Origin of the sequence: Petroclostridium sp. X23, from assembly GCF_030013905.1 — a bacterium.
GTDB lineage: Bacteria > Bacillota > Clostridia > SK-Y3 > SK-Y3 > X23.
Genome location: NZ_CP124862.1, coordinates 632,242 through 649,230, shown reverse-complemented (window position 1 = coordinate 649,230; position 16,989 = coordinate 632,242). Strand labels below are relative to the sequence as shown.

The window sequence follows — 16,989 nt, the reverse complement described above, 5'->3', positions numbered from 1 at the left end:
GAAAGCTGTGGGACATATTAAACGTATTTTACAAAACCGCAAGGGCGACACCTTTATATTAATCATCATTCTTGTTTTTTTCATTCTGACCCTCTCGGCCATCCTGATTGAGTATTTCCGTATGGAAAGCCTTTATCAGCAGGTGGAATACGTGCTACAGCGCGGGGTAAACACTTCTGTGGAATACGGGATGCGCGACGAATACCGCAGGGACGGCTGCGCCTTGCTGAATACGGAGGCTGCGGAAGAAAGACTGTACGAATACCTGCACGAAAGCATGGAACTGGACACGGGATTTAATAAATATGCCGGTAACGAGTGGGTATACGAACTGGAAATCCAAAGTGTTAACGCTACCGAAGGCCCGCCACGGCTGACACTGGACGGGGTGATAAGAACCCGCAGTATTTTCAATTTCTTGACCGGCGAGGTTCGGCTTCCCTTTTATATCTCCAGTGTCAACAATCGTATAGAGGAAGGAGGTTTCTAATGATACGAAAGCTTATTTTAACCATACCCGTTGTTTTTTTGTGCTGTCTGCTTTTTTCCGTCAAGGCATTTGCTGCAGCGAGTGACATTGAAATCCTTGTCACCTCACCTATAGACAGTCTGCACAATGAAAGCGGCGTGGTGGCTGTGGAGCATTTTCCGGCTGAAATTCCCATAAGCATCACAGCATTAACCGGAACGCTGACAGATATAGAACTGGAATATGGCGGCAAGAGGCGGTCGATATCGCCGGAATATACTCTGACTGTAGAAAGCAAGGAGAGCTGCAGTCCCTATACCATCACCGCAAAAACCGATCAGGGAGCTGTTCTGACAGTCACGGCCAACGTGGTGTTTCAAGTAAAGGCTATCTACGATACCCGCTACCGTACTGTAGGTATGTTGATTACAGATACTTATGAAGACAATACACTGTTAGAGTCATTCCCTGAACCGCAGCGCATCGACCTTATAAATGCCAACACCGTTGCCGACTATGAACAGGAGCGCATTGCCGGGTGGATCGGAAGATATGACGGAGGAACCTATACCCTGAAGGGCAGCCTGGTAGTGGAAATCTACGGCTATAAGTCCGGCAAACTGTATGGGACCTATGACACCAAAACCGATTTTGAAGAATTGACCACCCGTTACGGCTGGACAAAAAAAGCACTTATCGCCTTTGAAACTATGCGTGACACGGCATTGTCCTATCAGGCTCCGGTCAGAATTGATGTGGAAGCGACTTGGTGTGATGAGAGCAAGCGGGAGATATACGGGAAGCTCACAGCTCAGGACAAAGGACTGCCGGAGATTCTCTATCCCTATCAAACTACCTCTGTCACATTTCATAAGGATGACATTAAGCTCTCCCGCAACTTTGTGTACAAAGGGCTTGAATGGGATTACACCCCGGAAACCAAAGAGTACGTAGATGGGAAAAGCAAAACACAGACGGAAATCACCCAGAAAATTCACTATCAAATCCCTGCTGCTGACTTTTACTTTAAGTTTAAGGCTTGTGACGGAAACGATCTGTCAGTAGTTATACGTGCTCCTGCCATGGTGAATCGTGGAGCGGATTATTCCTTTACCGTGATTTACATGAACAATGGAAGCAGCTGGGCCTATGATGTCCCAATGAAAGGTACGGTGGATGGAGCCGTTATTGAGGAGATTCCAGTTATGCAGGACTTTTCTCCAAATACAAGTAAAGCCTATGAAGTGAAACGCACAGCGGGCACCGCTGCCGATGAAATTTATTTGTGGGCTAACATCGGTGTACCGGAGGGATTTATTGATGGTAACCTTGCCAACAACACGGCCGCGGCGGTAATAAAAATCGTTGACCTCGAACCGGAGCCGACGCCTGATATTCCTGACACGCCGGATGATACACCGGATGACCCTGTTAATCCACCGGATAACCCGCCGGAAAAACCAAAGGCTTGCGACCTTTCCGCAAGTATTCTTGCGCCGCCCACGATATATGAGCATGAAAGCTACGGCTTTACAATGAGCTTTACCAACCAATCCGACAAGCAACTGGATAATGTGCCGTTGCAGGCAAAGAACAATGAGAGCCTTTTAACGCAAGTTCCATCAACCGGCAACTTTAAACCGGGCGAAACCAAGTCCTTTACCATTGAGAGTACGGCAGGAAAAGCAGGCGAGGTATACATTTTATGGGCAAATATCAGAGCGCCCGACGGTTTCCGGGACGAAAGCCCGGTCAACAATACAGCCGTTTCAAAAATTACTGTAGTGAAAAAGCCTTCGGATAATCCAGATAAACCTGATAATCCACCGGACAATCCTGATAATCCGCCGGATGAATCGGATAATCCAGATAACCCAGACAACCCACCGGATGAACCGGATATTCCGGTGAAAAGCCTGTGTGACGTATGGGTAAACCTCTCATCACCGCCAACGGTTTATGAGAGGGAAGAATACAGCTTCACAGTGTATTTTGCCAATTCCACGGACAAGACACTGTCGGATGTGAACCTGAATGTTACCATAAACGGCAGCACGATTTCCGCCGTACCGCCTATGGATAATTTTGAACCCTATGAAAAGAAATTCTTCCTTATTACGAGTACGGCAGGAGAAAAAGGCATACCCATCCGGCTTTCGGCACAAGTATCACCGCCTGCGGGATATAGTGACAGCAATCCGGGCAACAATCAGGTCTCATCGGAAATCATGGTGCTGGAGCGCCCTTATGATTTGGATGTACAGAGAATCACGCCGGATAAATATAAGGAAAACCAGACGGTTATCAGTACCATCAAGGTCGGCAACCGTGGCAGTCTCGACTTTACGCCCGGACAAAACGTTACGGTGTTGTTTCAAATCCCCGAACTGTCCTTTTCAAAACGAATAGATGCTGTTGTCATGGAAAAGGACACCTGGAATGTGGTATCTCTGCGATGGGACACTCCAAACGTACAGGCCGATAAGGACAGTACCCTGATTGCGATCATCAACCCCGAACATTCTTTAGGCAATGAAAGCAACTCCGACAACAACATATATACCCAAGAGGCGATCATTCAAAATGTCACCTATGAAGAACCGGAAGAAAGCCGGACGCTCCCTGGTCCACCGCAAAGAAGTGAGCAACCAAAGGTGACATGGTGGGAACAAAGGTATGAAGGGGGCCAGTTTATATGGAAGCAATTCTATGTTGAGTTAAAAGTCAGCGCCGTACTGGATTATGATACCAAAGCCAAAGGCTTCTTAAAATCTGGATACGGGTATTCCATCCGTGTTACGGCAACTGTGAATACTGACTATGACAGGCCGGAGCTGATTACTGCTCCACAGACGGCAGAGGTTTATTTACCGGAATACCGCTACGAAACCGCTATCCCCTTAATTAAGGAAGGTGGTCAATTTACTTTCCGGGAGAATCCCGCATCTCCTTTCAAATACCGCAAACAATATGTTCCGATTTGGTTTCCCGATGATAAGGACTATATCTTGCAGCTCCTTGTCACCGATGTGCACACCCCTGGAGGAACATTATCCAAATGGATTACCGGAGGGGAGCTAAAAATCTATGTGGTAGACAGCATGTACGAGGATGACGTCACGACGGGGGACTGATGATGATAATATTTTGTGCTGTTCCCCTTGTGTGGGCGGCTATTACGGACTATAGAAAACGGATTATCCCTGATTGGACATGGATTGCTATTTTACTGACCGGGATTGCATCTGTTTTTTTATCACCAGTTCCCGCCCTGTATGAACGGATTGCGGGATTTCTCTTGCCGGGAGCTTGCCTGCTGCTCCTTGCGATGAAATACGGCGGCGTGGGCGGGGGTGATATCAAGCTTACGGCTGCAATGGGCTTTTGCTTTGGACTGTACTCTCTTGCGGTCATCCTCTTTTTTGCCGTGCTTCCCGCCTGCATATATGCGAAAGCTACAAAGCAAAAGAATATACCATTGGCCACCTTCTTGTGCATTGGTTTTTTCATATACGCTGGTGCTCTTTTTATATATGGACGGATTTACTGATTGAACAGCAGGAGGTGATTTTGTGGAACTGAAAACGATACTGGCCATTGTGCTATGCCTTGTTATTGTCGGTGGTACGGTGTATTTGAATATCAAGAGAAAAAAGAAATAACGGCAGGGCAGCATAAGGGGCGAAAACACAAACGCCATCCCTTCTCTGTCCGCCTGTTCGATTGGAGTGAGAAAAAGATGAATGAAGAAAAGCGCATGGTGGATACCTTTGAGGTAAAACACACCATCCATATTGGAGATAAGGAAGTTCTTTTTTGTGAGGATAACACAAATGCCGATTATCCGTATATGGTTTGTAACTGTACTTGGGATAACCCGTTGGGCGTTGACCAGTTCTTTGAAGCCAAAGCAAGTACGGACTATTTGGAAATGATGACCGAGTTTACCGACCGGATACAGGCACAGCTTGAGGCGGTCAAAGAGGAACGGGATAAAATTACTGTTCCCTTACAGCCTTTCATTTCTGAACAATGCAACCCAAACGATTATGGAGTGAGCATTGAAAATAAAGTGGTAGTGATTCGCCCGGAACGTCTGCGCCCCGAATACCGTACCGCCGACAAGCAGCTTGTGCTGGCTACGGGTGGCTTTGGCGCTCATGCCAATTCCAGAGGACGGGCGGTCTATACCGTCAACATATATTCCGGCAAGGAATCCCGCTGGAATCGGGAGGATATTTTGGGCATCATCAAGCCGGAGCATCTGCCCTATTGGGCAAAGGAACGGCTGAAACAAATACAGATTGAAATGCAGGCAAAGCAGAAAAAACATGAGCAGGTGCGTTAGGAGGTCTGATTATGGAAAAGGACATTAATGCCGGTTACATTATCACCGACCGGCTGACCGTAGGCAATTCGGAATTTGTCATCGGACAAAGGGATACAGAGATTGCGCCGTTCGTCACCTGGAAATGCAGGAAGGGCGAAAAGGACTACTTTTGGGGGCATTATCTTAGTGACCGCCTGACCGCTCTTGAGGACTTATGCAATCGGGTGCTGGATGAAGTCCATTATCTAAGAAGTCTTCAGCAGGAAAAGGAGGCAACCGAAAAAAAGGAACCAAAGTTCCAGAAGAAAAAGCACGGACAGGAACGGTAAGGAGGGATAAGAGTTGGCAACGAAACTGCAACTGATTACAGAGCTTTCGGAGAGGACTGCCCGCACTATCACAAAAAATTTTGTCAACTGGACTTCCTTTTTGAAAACGGCGTCATGGAACTACAAATACCCGTTCCAGGATCAGGTTTTAATTTATACACAGCGTCCCGATGCAACTGCTTGCGCGCCCATTGAGCTATGGAACCGTAAGCTGGGCCGTTGGGTAAACCGGGGCGCAAAGGGCATTGCTCTCATCGATGACAGCGGGAGCCGTTTGAGCCTGCGCCATGTATTCGATGTGTCGGATACCAACAGCCGCTATGACCGCCCCATTGTCCTTTGGGCAATGCAGGACAGATATGCAGAGGCTGTGACGGAAACGCTGGAGAATGCCTTTGGTGAGCCGGAGGAAAAACAGGATATGGCAAGTGTCTTAATCTCTGCCGCCCGTAATGCCGTGGAGGACAATTTTCCGGATTATCTTACCGACTTGGCAGATTGCCGGGAGAACAGCTTTCTAGAGGAGCTGGACGACCTGAACGTGGAAGTTATCTTCAAGGAAGTGCTGAAAAGCTCCGTGGCCTATATGCTCTTAGTACGCTGCGGTTACAATGCCGACGAGTATTTGAGTTCGGCAGAGCTTCAGGGTGTTTTTAACTTCAATACTCTGGATACCGTTTCCCAACTGGGAGCCGCCACCAGCGATATTTCCGAAATGGTTTTAAGGGAAATCGGCGCAACGGTCAAGGAGATGCAAATTACAGAGAAAAATCAAAGCCACACCTTTGCAAAAAATCAAGAGGTTCGCCACAATAAAAATGTAAAACAAAATATAGATTCTGAAAGGAATGGTGAATATGGAACTGACCTACACGCCCAAGGGCGATTATCTGATTCCCGACCTGACGCTAACGGAGGAAGAAACACACATCGGCAAATATGGGATGTTGCGCAAAACATATCTGAAAAACCACAGGAAAGGGATGTACGCCAGCCTGATGCTGTCGGGCAAGCTGAACAGCCATCTGGCAGAGACCGACTGGACGGCGAGGGAAAGCATCGAGAGAATTACGGCGAAACTCTTGGAGAACAGTCCAGCACCGAACAAGGCAGACGACCCGATGGGCTGGACGGGACATATGAACAGCCTGAGACATCAAGCGGAGGAAACGGTGCTGGCGGAGCTGATTTACAGCTAAACCTGTTTCCAACCTTTGAAGAGCAAATAGAAGTCATAGAAAAAGCGGAGGAAGAAAAAACCTCTGCTTTTTCTATTTCTCAAGAAGAAATTGACCATGTGCTTTGCAAAGGTACAGGCTTTCAGGACGGTAAATACCGTGTGTATCTGCATTATCGGGAACAGCATACCGCCAAAGAAACCATTGATTTTCTTAAACGTGAATACGGAACTGGCGGCGGTACGCATTTCTTTATGAATGGAACCCACGGAAACACATGGCACGATGGCACAGGCATCACCATCAGCAAAAGTGGCAGCTTTATTTCGAATCCTGACATCAAACTTTCATGGAATCAGGTGGCAAAACGTCTTGGTGAATTGATCGTTGCTGACCGCTACTTAAACAACAAGGAAAAAAAATACCTGCCCGTTTATGAGCAGCAGGTGGAGGAGCAAAGCCAGCAGCTTGCCGAGAAAGCTTATGCTCATGAAATCCTGAACCGGGAACTGGCTTCCTCCGAACCAAAGCCGCCATCAGGGGAAGATACAAGGTACATCTATTCACTTGGAGATACGGTTTATCTTGGGACGGGCGAGTATGAGATTATTTCCTATGATGACAGTTTTGTACAGCTTCGAGACATAAACTTCCCATTATTCAGCAAGGAGCTTTCGCGGAGTGACTTTGACCGGATGCTGGGGGAGAATCCCTTAAATGACCATTTGATTTCCGATGAGAAGGAAACCCTTGCAACACAGGCGGAAGCTCCTGCAGAGCAAGCAGCCGAAAAAGAACAAGCGCCATCCCCAAGTGCGCTGTACAAGACGTATCTGCCGCAAATCATAAACAGGATACGAACCGACGAGATCTACCCCTACCTGCGGGATAAGGATACCGACCCCGACAGCGCCGAACGGGAGCTGGACAATGCCATCCACCGTATTATGCTTTCTATGCGGGAGGAGCATCCGGCTTTTTATCAAGCCTATACGAGCCTGCCAAAGTTTAAGGAATGGTTCCATGAGGATATATTCCAGCGGATATACCAGGATTATCTGACAGAAAAAAGAGACAGCGTTACCCTTCATGCAGACGATCCCGATGCACCGGAATGGGTACGGGCAACCGGAGATGTGATCATTACCACTGAGGGTGATACTTTCACCATTGACAGCGAAGTCAAAGACGAAAAAACCTATGTGGAATTCGACCTGGAGCTGCTGGATGACCAATCCGAAGACACTGAAAAGCAACCGGCCGAAATACCGAAAACACAGGGAATACCCAAGCAGCCCCGTGTGAATTTTCATATAACCGATGATGACCTGGGTGTGGGAGGTGCAAAGGCCAAATACGGACGGAATGTGGCTGCCATCCGGCTCTTGAACCAACTGGAGGAACAAAACCGTTTAGCCACACCGGAGGAACAGGAAATTCTATGCCGGTACGTTGGCTGGGGCGGTCTGCCACAGGTGTTTGATGAACAAAACAGCCAGTGGGCTAAGGAATACACCGAGCTGAAGGAGTTGCTCACTGATGAAGAATATACATCCGCGAGGGCCTCCACATTAAACGCCCATTACACTTCCCCCATGGTCATTAAAGCGATGTACGACTGCCTTGCCAATATGGGCTTTGAAACCGGTAATATTTTAGAACCTGCCTGCGGAACCGGCAACTTTTTCGGTCTTGTGCCAGAGAGCATGAAAAATTCTAAGCTGTACGGTGTAGAGCTGGACGGCATTACAGGACGGATTGCCAAACAGCTTTATCAAAACGCAAGCATCGCAGTGCAAGGATTTGAGGAAACCAATCTGCCTGACAGCTTTTTTGACCTGGCCGTCGGTAATGTGCCCTTTGGCAGCTACGGTGTGGCGGACAAGAAGTACGACAAGCACAAGTTTTACATCCACGACTACTTTTATGCAAAAACACTGGATAAAGTGCGGCCTGGGGGTATTATCGCCTTTATTACCTCTAAGGGCACGCTGGATAAGCAAAACCCCGAAGTACGCAAGTACATTGCACAGCGGGCAGAGCTTTTGGGAGCTGTCCGGCTTCCCAACAATGCCTTTTTAGCCAATGCCGGCACGGAGGTTACCACCGACATAATCTTTCTGCAAAAGCGCGACCGGGTAATCGACATTGAACCAGACTGGGTGCACATTTCCACCACCGGGGACGGTATCCCCATCAATCAGTATTTTGCCGACAACCCCGACATGGTGCTTGGAACAATGGCTTACGATGAGCGAATGTACGGCAATCAAAACGAAACCGCTTGTGTTCCCCATGAGGACACCGACCTTTCTGAACTGCTCCGGGAAGCGCTGGAAAACATCCACGCGGAAATCACCGAATACGAGTTGGACGAATTGTCCGACGACGAGGACACCTCCATTCCGGCAGATCCGGATGTGCGTAATTTCAGCTTTTGCCTTGTGGACGGTGAAATCTACTACCAGGAAAACAGCCGGATGAACCGCGTGGAAACCTTCGTAACGGCACAGGGGCGCATCAAGGGTATGATTGCCCTCCGGGATTGTGTCCGGGAGCTCATTGAATATCAGACCGAGGATTACAGCGACGAAATAATCCGGGAACAGCAGCAAAAATTGAATAATCTCTATGATGCTTTTACAGCCAAATATGGGATTTTAAACAGCCGGGGCAACAATATGGCCTTTTCGGACGACAGCTCCTACTGCCTGCTCTGTTCTCTGGAGATATTAGACGAGGACGGGAAGCTGGAGCGCAAAGCGGATATGTTCACAAAGCGCACCATCCGGCAGCACACCAGTGTTACCCATGTAGATACCGCCACCGAAGCACTGGCTATCTCCATCGGGGAAAAAGCCTGTGTGGATATAGGTTTTATGCAGACCTTGACAGGACTATCCGAAGAACAAATTCTTAAAGACCTGGAAGGCATTGTATTCCGTAATCCTGAAAAAGCCGACAATGAAGGCAATCCGCGCTATGAAACGGAGGATGAATACCTGTCAGGCAATGTGCGGGAAAAACTGAAAACAGCCCGGCGGTTTGCCGAAATGTACCCAGACCTTTACGGCGTAAATGTTAAAGCATTGGAAGCAGTACAGCCAAAGGACCTGGATGCTTCTGAAATCGACGTGCGGCTTGGCGCAACCTGGCTTCCTCCGGATGTGATCAAAGACTTTATGTTCGAGTTGCTGGAAACCCCTTATATGTACAGGCGCTATATTGGTGTTTTATATTCTGCCTATACCGCTAACTGGAACGTAAAAGGCAAAAACGACGACCGCAGCGACAACATCAAGGCTAACGTGACTTATGGTACCAAGCGTATCAATGCTTACAAGATTATTGAGGAAACATTAAACCTCAAGGATGTACGCATTTTTGATACAATCATCGAGGACGGCAATGAGAAGCGGATACTGAATAAGAAAGAAACCGCCATCGCACAGCAGAAGCAGGAGGCCATCAAGGAGGCATTCCAAAGCTGGATATGGAAAGACCCACAGCGCCGGGAGCGGTTGACGCGAATTTATAACGACCGTTTCAATTCCATCCGTCCCCGTGAGTATGACGGCAGCCACATCCGTTTCACCGGCATGAACCCGGAAATTACTCTGCGTAAACACCAGGTGGACGCAGTTGCCCATGGCCTTTATGGTGGCAACACCCTTTTGGCTCACTGTGTAGGAGCCGGAAAAACTTATGAAATGGCTGCTATAGCTATGGAAAGCAAGCATTTGGGGCTTTGCCAGAAAAGCCTGTTTGTGGTGCCCAACCACCTCACCGAGCAGTGGGCGGCGGAGTTTTTGCAGCTTTACCCAAGCACCAACATCCTTGTGGCTACCAAAAAAGACTTTGAAACCAAGAACCGCAAGAAGTTTTGTGCCCGTATTGCTACCGGCGATTACGACGCGGTAATCATCGGGCACAGCCAGTTTGAGAAAATACCCATCTCCCAGGAACGACAAAAACGGCAGCTTGAGGAACAAATTAGCGAGATAACCAGCGGCATCCGGGAATTGAAAGAAGAACACGGCGAGCGCTACGCCATTAAGCAGCTTGAAAAAACAAAGAAGACTTTGAAATTAAGACTGGATAAGCTCAATGATACCAGCCGCAAGGATGATGTGGTGACCTTTGAGGAATTGGGAGTTGACCGGCTTTTTGTGGATGAGGCGGACTTTTACAAGAACCTGTTTCTTTATACGAAAATGCGCAATGTTGCAGGGCTGTCCCAGACCGACGCGCAAAAGTCCTCCGACTTGTTTGCAAAATGCCGCTATCTGGACGAGCTGACGGAGGGAAGAGGAACCATCTTTGCCACAGGTACGCCTATTTCCAATTCCATTACAGAGATGTACACCATGCAGCGTTATCTGCAATATGAAGCGCTGCGCAGAAACGGACTCCAGCATTTTGACTGTTGGGCTTCCACCTTCGGAGAAACCGTAACCGCCATTGAGCTTGCGCCGGAAGGCACGGGCTACCGGGCCAAAACGAGGTTTGCCCGCTTTTATAACCTGCCGGAACTCATGAATATGTTCAAGGAAGTCGCGGACATTAAGACAGCGGATATGCTGAATTTGCCGGTACCGAAGGCCAACTATCATAATGTGGCGGTGAAGCCCAGCGAATTCCAACAGGGAATGGTGGCCGAGCTTGCGGAACGCGCCGAACGGGTGCGCAACCGGGTGGTGGAACCCTATGAGGATAACATGCTGAAAATAACAAACGACGGGCGCAAGCTGGCCCTCGACCAGCGGCTGGCCAATTCCATGCTGCCTGACCACGAGAGAAGCAAGGTAAACGCCTGTGTGGATAATACTTTCCGCCTTTGGCATGAAAACCGGGATCAGAGATTAACACAGCTTGTATTTTGCGACCTGTCCACTCCCAAAAACGACGGAAACTTTAATATCTATGGGGATGTACGGCAAAAGCTCACTGACCGCGGAGTTCCAGCCGACGAGATTGCTTTTATTCATGATGCTAATACGGAAACCCGGAAAAAAGAGCTGTTTGCCAAAGTCCGTAAGGGACAGGTGCGAATCCTGTTAGGTTCCACCTTTAAGATGGGGGCCGGAACCAATGTCCAAGACAGGTTGATTGCCCTTCATGATCTGGATTGCCCGTGGCGGCCGCGCGATTTGGAGCAGCGTTCAGGACGTATAGTGCGTCAGGGCAACAAAAATGATGAGGTGCATATCTTCCGGTATGTAACCGAAAACACCTTTGACGCCTACCTATATCAGATTTTAGAGAACAAGCAGCGCTTCATTTCCCAGATTATGACCGGCAAGTCCCATGTACGTTCAGCCGAGGATATAGATGAGACGGCACTTTCCTACGCCGAGGTAAAAGCATTGGCCACAGGTAATCCTTATATCAAGGAAAAGATGGATTTAGATATTCAGGTTTCCAAACTCAAACTGCTGAAAGCTAACCATTTGAGCCAGCGTTACGCTTTGGAGGACAGATTGCTCAAGCACTATCCGCAACAGATCAAATCCACCGAGGAACGCATTGCAGGCTATGAAAAAGACCTTAGCATGTTTGAGCAACATAGTAGCCCGGAACCTGCCGGGGATAGCACAGAAGATAGCAAATTCGCGGGCATGACTGTCAAAGACATCCATTACACCGAAAAAGCAAAGGCAGGCGAGGCTATCCTGGAAGCCTGCAAGTTGATGACCTCACCGGAGCCACAGGAACTGGGCAGTTATATGGGCTTTCCATTACTGTTTTCCTTTGACGGCTTCAATAAGCAGTACCAGATCACTTTACGTGGTGCTTTAAGCCATACGGTAACTTTGGGCACGGACATCCACGGCAACATTACCCGTATAAACAATGTGCTGGCCGAAATACCAAAGAAACTGGAATATTGCAAAGAACAGTTAAAAACACTCCGTCAGCAGATGGAAACGGCTAAGAAGGAGATCGACATCCCCTTTGAGAAAGAACAGGAACTGCAAACAAAGTCTGCAAGACTGGCGGAACTGAATATCCTGCTCAACATGGATAAGCAAGAAAACGAGATAATGGATGGCGAGCCGGACGAGGATATGGATGTGCCCGAAAGGAAGGCTGTGGGATATGAAAGATAACCTGTAAAAATGAAAGGCTTTTGTATCTTTGACTTTCAAAAATTGAATGCTTATAGTGAAATAAAAAGGAGTAATGGTATGAACGAGTCAGATAATATACAATCATATGCTTTTCAGGATTTAGCAATACGTTTGGAGGAGTTATTTCCCGAAATTGACAGTGATGTAGCCGTTAATCTTCTTCATGACAATGCTGAATACAAGCAGTTCTATAATAAGAAAAAGGAAATGTTGGAGCAGAACTCTTTCATCCAGGAGGTTGTTGATGGTCATGGCCAGATTACGATAAGCACAAAGGAACATGAAATCCTTCTGGACTACCTGAATGTGGTCAACTGGATGGAAAATATGGAGCGCGTGCAGCTTTATTTCCGCGGACATATAGACGGTTTTTCTTATCTTAAAAAAATCGGTGCAATATAGTTGTACCCCAAAATTCATGGAAAAGCATCGGAAAACTCCGGTGTTTTTTCATTTTCAGAGGTGATGAAGATGCCCTATGTAACACCGGAGCAGATTGAGCGTGCAAAGCAAATGGATTTGCTAACCTATCTGCAATACTATGAACCAAACGAGCTAGTACATTTTTCAGGCAATGTGTATACTACACGCACCCATGACAGCTTGAAAATATCCAACGGAAAATGGTGTTGGTGGTCACGTGGTATCGGGGGGCGTTCTGCTCTTGACTATCTCATCAAGGTGAGAGGCTTGACGCTCCCTGAAGCAGTTGTTCAAATTGACGGACAAGCGACCATCACGCCACCTGCTCAGGCAAAGGCACAGAAATCCACTGAACCGAAGAAACTGCTTTTACCGGAGAAGAACGAAAACAATGACCGTGTTATTGCCTACCTTATGGGACGAGGTATTCATAGCTCTTTAATTGAGTACTGTATCAAAACCGGACGGTTATACGAAAGCCGAGATTATCATAATGCCGTCTTTGTGGGCTTTGACCGCCAGGGCACACCACAATATGCGACACTCCGGGGTACGACCAATAGGCGGTATATGGGTGAAGCCAATGGGAGCAATAAGCACTTTTCTTTTTCCATATCGGCCAGTAAGCAGTGCTGCAGGCTGCATCTGTTTGAAAGCGCTATTGATTTATTGTCCTATGGCACACTGAAACTGCTTTCCGGTAGGGACTGGCAGCTGGAAAACTGTCTATCCCTTGCGGGAATTTACAAGCCGAAAAAGAATATTGAGGAGAGTACTCCACCTGCTGCACTCATGCAATACTTAAAGGATTTTCCGTACATTAAAGATATTGTTTTGCATTTGGATAACGACATACCAGGGCGACTGGCGGCGAAAGCCATTCAAACCATTATCCCGTCCGGCTATACCGTTTCCGATGACCTGCCGAAGCGTGGAAAGGATTATAACGAATATCTGAAAATTGTATTAAGAATACAGCAGCCCCAGGAGCGAGAATAAGCTGAAGGTTTTATTTATGACATGTTAGCGCTGAAATAAAAGTGATAGCGGGAGAAAAATAAAAATATTCTATTTTACACTCTGAGTGGTTTAAGAGTACAGGTTTTTGTTTGGAGTGGTGTAATTTTAAATTTCATTATACAAATCAAATCTCATATTTTACTTATTTATTGACCAAAAATGAAATTTATAGTATCATATAGTTGAGAGTGGGAATACTATGTATTAAAAGGAGGCCTGAAAAATGAAAAAATTATCTGTTGCAAAACTTGCAGAAATAGTGAAGTTAAAACGTGAAGAAAAAGGACTGACACAAGAACAGCTAAGTGATCTTACCGGTATAAATAGAGTAATGATAGGCCGCATAGAACGTGAGAACTTTATTCCTTCTATTATCCAGTTGGAGTCTTTGGCCAATACGCTTGAGTTTGATATTGTTGATATGTTCATTGAAAAACAAGAATCGAACTCATTTATTGCTTTGCGCAGTGAAACATTAAGTGAATCTGAAAAAGAAGGGGTAGAAAAACTTTTTACAATGATGCTATCTCTTAGGCAGCAAATATTGTTAAGGAGTAAATTTGAAAATGAATCACTCAATCTCTCTTAATGAAATTCAAATTGAAAATATTCGTAAGTTAGCAGGGGATGAGCGCCGCAAACTGGGCTTTATAGGTGAAACACCAATTGCTAATGACATTTTTACAATTCTTGAAAATATGAATATTCTATTATTAGAATATCCTATTAAGTCAGATGATGTAAAACCGGCATTCTCTGCGGCACTCATGTGCTCCACGGAAGGTGATAAAGAGCTTGTTTTCATTGGTTTAAACACTGCTGACTTTTTTGACAAGCAGATATTTGCCATTGTCCATGAGCTATATCATTTTTACACAAAGACCGGTTCACATCTTAGTCGATTGTCAGAGGAAGAGAATAGTTATGTAGAAGCTGAGGCTAATCGATTTGCTGCTGAATTCCTCCTTCCTGAAAGCACATTAAAAAGTATTGTGCTTGATGAATTTAAAACATCTTCACTTAGGAAAATACAAACAAAAATGTTGCTTCGCTTTATAGCCAGGTTGCAATGTGTCTGGTGGCTCCCATATCGTTCGCTTGTCAAGAGATTAAGAGAAATTGATGCTGTTTCTGATGAACAATATGAACGACTGTATAACATTGATGAGCGTGATTTGGACGGTGAATATGGTCGCATGGGTAAGGCTATTAATAAAGAAGTATTTGTAAAGCTTAACACGGCTACAAATAATATTGGTACTTCTCCAAAGGACATCGAAATTATTATTCGCAATTTTGAAGATGGCATTATAGATGAAGACAAATTCATAAATACATTAAACCTCTTCAACAAAAAACCTGATGACTTTGGTTATAAGTTCGAAGTATCTGATGAAGATATAGATGAATTTGAAGAATTCTTTAACGAGGAGGGTTAGTGATGGATATACATCTCTCCTCCCCAAATCCGACCTTAGTAAGTATTTTTAGTAATCCGGGCCAAGTCATTACTTTAGATGCTAATTTTCTAATTCCACCGGATAGAAGCAGGTATGCAAACAAATCTTTCGATTTTCTTGTATTTCAACGCATATGGCTTGAGCCAATATTTGAAGCATTCCCTAACCTGGCTATCCATGAAGCTGTGTATGATGAGCTGGTACTACCATCAGTCAGAACTTACATTGATACAAATATCAACAATTCACCTCCGCGTCTTACTATTCATAAGGATTCATCACTGACGGCAGAAGAATATATGCTTAGAAATTCAATAGAAGAAAAAATTTATCCTTTAACAAAATATGATCCCTTGCTTGATAATAAAGACGACCGGGGTGAAGTAAAATCTCTTGCATACATAGCTGTAAAAGGATTGATTTATTTTGCTACCCATGATTCCAACACTGTTCAGTTAATAGAAAAAGCGGAAGAATGGATGACAGGTTTGGACAATGTACAAGTGATAAAAATGTATGAACTGATTTTCTATCTTTATAAAACAGATAAAAGTGAGAATAAAGCTTTGAGAATGCTATATAAATACCAGTATTACCTTACATCACATGAAAAACAAAAGAACCCGGAATGGGGTCAGTTTATTAATGCTATGGAAGCATTATACCCTGTATTCAACTAAACTTGTGGATTGAGCAATAATTACATATATGCATCTTACTTAAGTGAATACCCATATAAAATATTTTCCTATGTAAAGGTGCTGAATAGGTGCCTTTTTCTTTGTTTTCGATGAACCGCCGAAGCGTGGAAAAGATTATAACGACTATTAGAAAATTGTTTTAGGCTTACGGCATCGGCGAGAACGTGAATTAATATAAACGACATAGACGAAATATTCATTGATTTTAATGGTAGGAAAGAGGTATAATATGATTAGAATATTACTATGAGGAGCTGATACCATGCAGATTAAGCCATCCGCAAGCATCCGGCAGAATTACAATGAAATTGCAGCGTTGTGCAAATCTACCGGAGAACCTGTGTATCTTACAAAAAACGGCGAGGGTGATCTTGTGGTTATGGACATAGAGGCATTTAACCGCCGTGAGAAAATGCTGAAGCTACGGGAAGAACTGCTGGCTGTTGAGGAAGATCGTCTGGCTGGACGCGCTGGAGTGACACCAGATGAACTGGACAGTTATCTGGACAGCATAATTGATGAGGTGGAACATGGAAAAGAAACATCAATATAAAGTTATTGTTTCTGACCGCTCACGTAAGATGCTGGCAAACCATATTCGGTTTCTGGCACAAAAAAGCCCCTCCGCTGCCCGTGAATTAAAGAACAAATTAATGGACTCCATTCGCTCCCTACACCAAATGCCGGAGCGTTTTCTGTTTTTAGAGGCAGAATTTATTCCACCAAACAAATATCATAAGATGTTTGTAGAGAAATGGTATCTTATATTATATCAAATTAAAGATCAGACGGTATATGTTGACTATATCGTAGATTGCAGGCAGGATTACGGGTGGTTGGTAAGGTAGAATTATTTATACTAACGTGCGGACAAGTAGGAATTTGAAGGTTTAGCTAAGTTTGTATTATAGCAATAATGGGAAGCTAAGAAGTTAAATTTAGTAGTAA

14 protein-coding genes are annotated in these 16,989 nt (G+C 45.5%); all 14 read left to right on the top strand.

Annotated features, from left to right (window positions below; translation table 11 throughout):
* Positions 1-7: 7 nt before the first annotated feature.
* The 14 genes from QKW49_RS03170 to QKW49_RS03105 all read left to right on the top strand — a co-directional run bounded on the left by QKW49_RS03170 (position 8) and on the right by QKW49_RS03105 (position 16,889).
* On the top strand, positions 8-490 hold the full coding sequence (locus tag QKW49_RS03170; protein ID WP_282866140.1) for a hypothetical protein: 483 nt from the start codon (positions 8-10) through the stop codon (positions 488-490).
* Positions 490-3,603 (top strand): hypothetical protein, encoded by a 3,114-nt coding sequence (locus QKW49_RS03165; RefSeq protein ID WP_282866139.1) that lies wholly within the window; start codon positions 490-492, stop codon positions 3,601-3,603. Before QKW49_RS03170 ends, QKW49_RS03165 begins: the two co-directional genes overlap by 1 nt.
* Positions 3,603-4,019: an A24 family peptidase gene (locus tag QKW49_RS03160; protein WP_282866138.1), complete on the top strand. Its 417-nt coding sequence runs from the start codon at positions 3,603-3,605 to the stop codon at positions 4,017-4,019. Before QKW49_RS03165 ends, QKW49_RS03160 begins: the two co-directional genes overlap by 1 nt.
* A 189-nt stretch (positions 4,020-4,208) precedes the next feature.
* A complete protein-coding gene (locus QKW49_RS03155; RefSeq protein WP_282866137.1) occupies positions 4,209-4,817 on the top strand; it encodes a hypothetical protein in 609 nt (202 codons plus the stop codon).
* Between the two features lie 11 nt (positions 4,818-4,828).
* Complete coding sequence (locus tag QKW49_RS03150; RefSeq protein ID WP_282866136.1) at positions 4,829-5,128, top strand: hypothetical protein; 300 nt, start codon at positions 4,829-4,831, stop codon at positions 5,126-5,128.
* An 848-nt stretch (positions 5,129-5,976) separates the two neighbouring features.
* On the top strand, positions 5,977-6,327 hold the full coding sequence (locus QKW49_RS03145) for a TnpV protein (RefSeq protein WP_349239068.1): 351 nt from the start codon (positions 5,977-5,979) through the stop codon (positions 6,325-6,327).
* 233 nt (positions 6,328-6,560) lie between these two features.
* On the top strand, positions 6,561-12,416 hold the full coding sequence (locus QKW49_RS03140) for an SNF2-related protein (protein ID WP_349239119.1): 5,856 nt from the start codon (positions 6,561-6,563) through the stop codon (positions 12,414-12,416).
* Between the two features lie 78 nt (positions 12,417-12,494).
* Positions 12,495-12,839 (top strand): DUF6664 family protein, encoded by a 345-nt coding sequence (locus tag QKW49_RS03135; protein ID WP_282866134.1) that lies wholly within the window; start codon positions 12,495-12,497, stop codon positions 12,837-12,839.
* A 69-nt stretch (positions 12,840-12,908) separates the two neighbouring features.
* Positions 12,909-13,859 carry a DUF3991 and TOPRIM domain-containing protein gene (locus tag QKW49_RS03130; protein ID WP_282868049.1) on the top strand — a complete coding sequence of 317 codons (951 nt, stop codon included), beginning with the start codon at positions 12,909-12,911 and terminating at the stop codon, positions 13,857-13,859.
* A gap of 244 nt (positions 13,860-14,103) precedes the next feature.
* Positions 14,104-14,469: a helix-turn-helix transcriptional regulator gene (locus QKW49_RS03125; protein WP_282866133.1), complete on the top strand. Its 366-nt coding sequence runs from the start codon at positions 14,104-14,106 to the stop codon at positions 14,467-14,469.
* Positions 14,447-15,319, top strand: a complete 873-nt coding sequence (locus QKW49_RS03120; protein ID WP_282866132.1) for an ImmA/IrrE family metallo-endopeptidase — start codon at positions 14,447-14,449, stop codon at positions 15,317-15,319. Before QKW49_RS03125 ends, QKW49_RS03120 begins: the two co-directional genes overlap by 23 nt.
* A gap of 2 nt (positions 15,320-15,321) precedes the next feature.
* Positions 15,322-16,020: a hypothetical protein gene (locus QKW49_RS03115; protein WP_282866131.1), complete on the top strand. Its 699-nt coding sequence runs from the start codon at positions 15,322-15,324 to the stop codon at positions 16,018-16,020.
* Positions 16,021-16,303: 283 nt separating this feature from the next.
* Complete coding sequence (locus tag QKW49_RS03110; protein ID WP_282866130.1) at positions 16,304-16,594, top strand: type II toxin-antitoxin system Phd/YefM family antitoxin; 291 nt, start codon at positions 16,304-16,306, stop codon at positions 16,592-16,594.
* Entirely contained in the window at positions 16,572-16,889 is a 318-nt protein-coding gene (locus tag QKW49_RS03105; protein WP_282866129.1) for a type II toxin-antitoxin system RelE/ParE family toxin, read from the top strand. The genes QKW49_RS03110 and QKW49_RS03105 overlap by 23 nt, the downstream gene beginning before the upstream one ends.
* The last annotated feature ends 100 nt before the right edge of the window (positions 16,890-16,989 follow it).

Bases quoted from the DNA above. Each gene is read 5' to 3' on its own strand.
- QKW49_RS03165 (WP_282866139.1), top strand. From the start codon at position 490: ATGATACGAAAGCTTATTTTAACCATACCCGTTGTTTTTTTGTGCTGT.
- QKW49_RS03160 (WP_282866138.1), top strand. From the start codon at position 3,603: ATGATGATAATATTTTGTGCTGTTCCCCTTGTGTGGGCGGCTATTACG.
- QKW49_RS03155 (WP_282866137.1), top strand. From the start codon at position 4,209: ATGAATGAAGAAAAGCGCATGGTGGATACCTTTGAGGTAAAACACACC.
- QKW49_RS03150 (WP_282866136.1), top strand. From the start codon at position 4,829: ATGGAAAAGGACATTAATGCCGGTTACATTATCACCGACCGGCTGACC.
- QKW49_RS03145 (WP_349239068.1), top strand. From the start codon at position 5,977: ATGGTGAATATGGAACTGACCTACACGCCCAAGGGCGATTATCTGATT.
- QKW49_RS03140 (WP_349239119.1), top strand. From the start codon at position 6,561: ATGAATGGAACCCACGGAAACACATGGCACGATGGCACAGGCATCACC.
- QKW49_RS03135 (WP_282866134.1), top strand. From the start codon at position 12,495: ATGAACGAGTCAGATAATATACAATCATATGCTTTTCAGGATTTAGCA.
- QKW49_RS03130 (WP_282868049.1), top strand. From the start codon at position 12,909: ATGCCCTATGTAACACCGGAGCAGATTGAGCGTGCAAAGCAAATGGAT.
- QKW49_RS03125 (WP_282866133.1), top strand. From the start codon at position 14,104: ATGAAAAAATTATCTGTTGCAAAACTTGCAGAAATAGTGAAGTTAAAA.
- QKW49_RS03120 (WP_282866132.1), top strand. From the start codon at position 14,447: ATGAATCACTCAATCTCTCTTAATGAAATTCAAATTGAAAATATTCGT.
- QKW49_RS03115 (WP_282866131.1), top strand. From the start codon at position 15,322: ATGGATATACATCTCTCCTCCCCAAATCCGACCTTAGTAAGTATTTTT.
- QKW49_RS03110 (WP_282866130.1), top strand. From the start codon at position 16,304: ATGCAGATTAAGCCATCCGCAAGCATCCGGCAGAATTACAATGAAATT.
- QKW49_RS03105 (WP_282866129.1), top strand. From the start codon at position 16,572: ATGGAAAAGAAACATCAATATAAAGTTATTGTTTCTGACCGCTCACGT.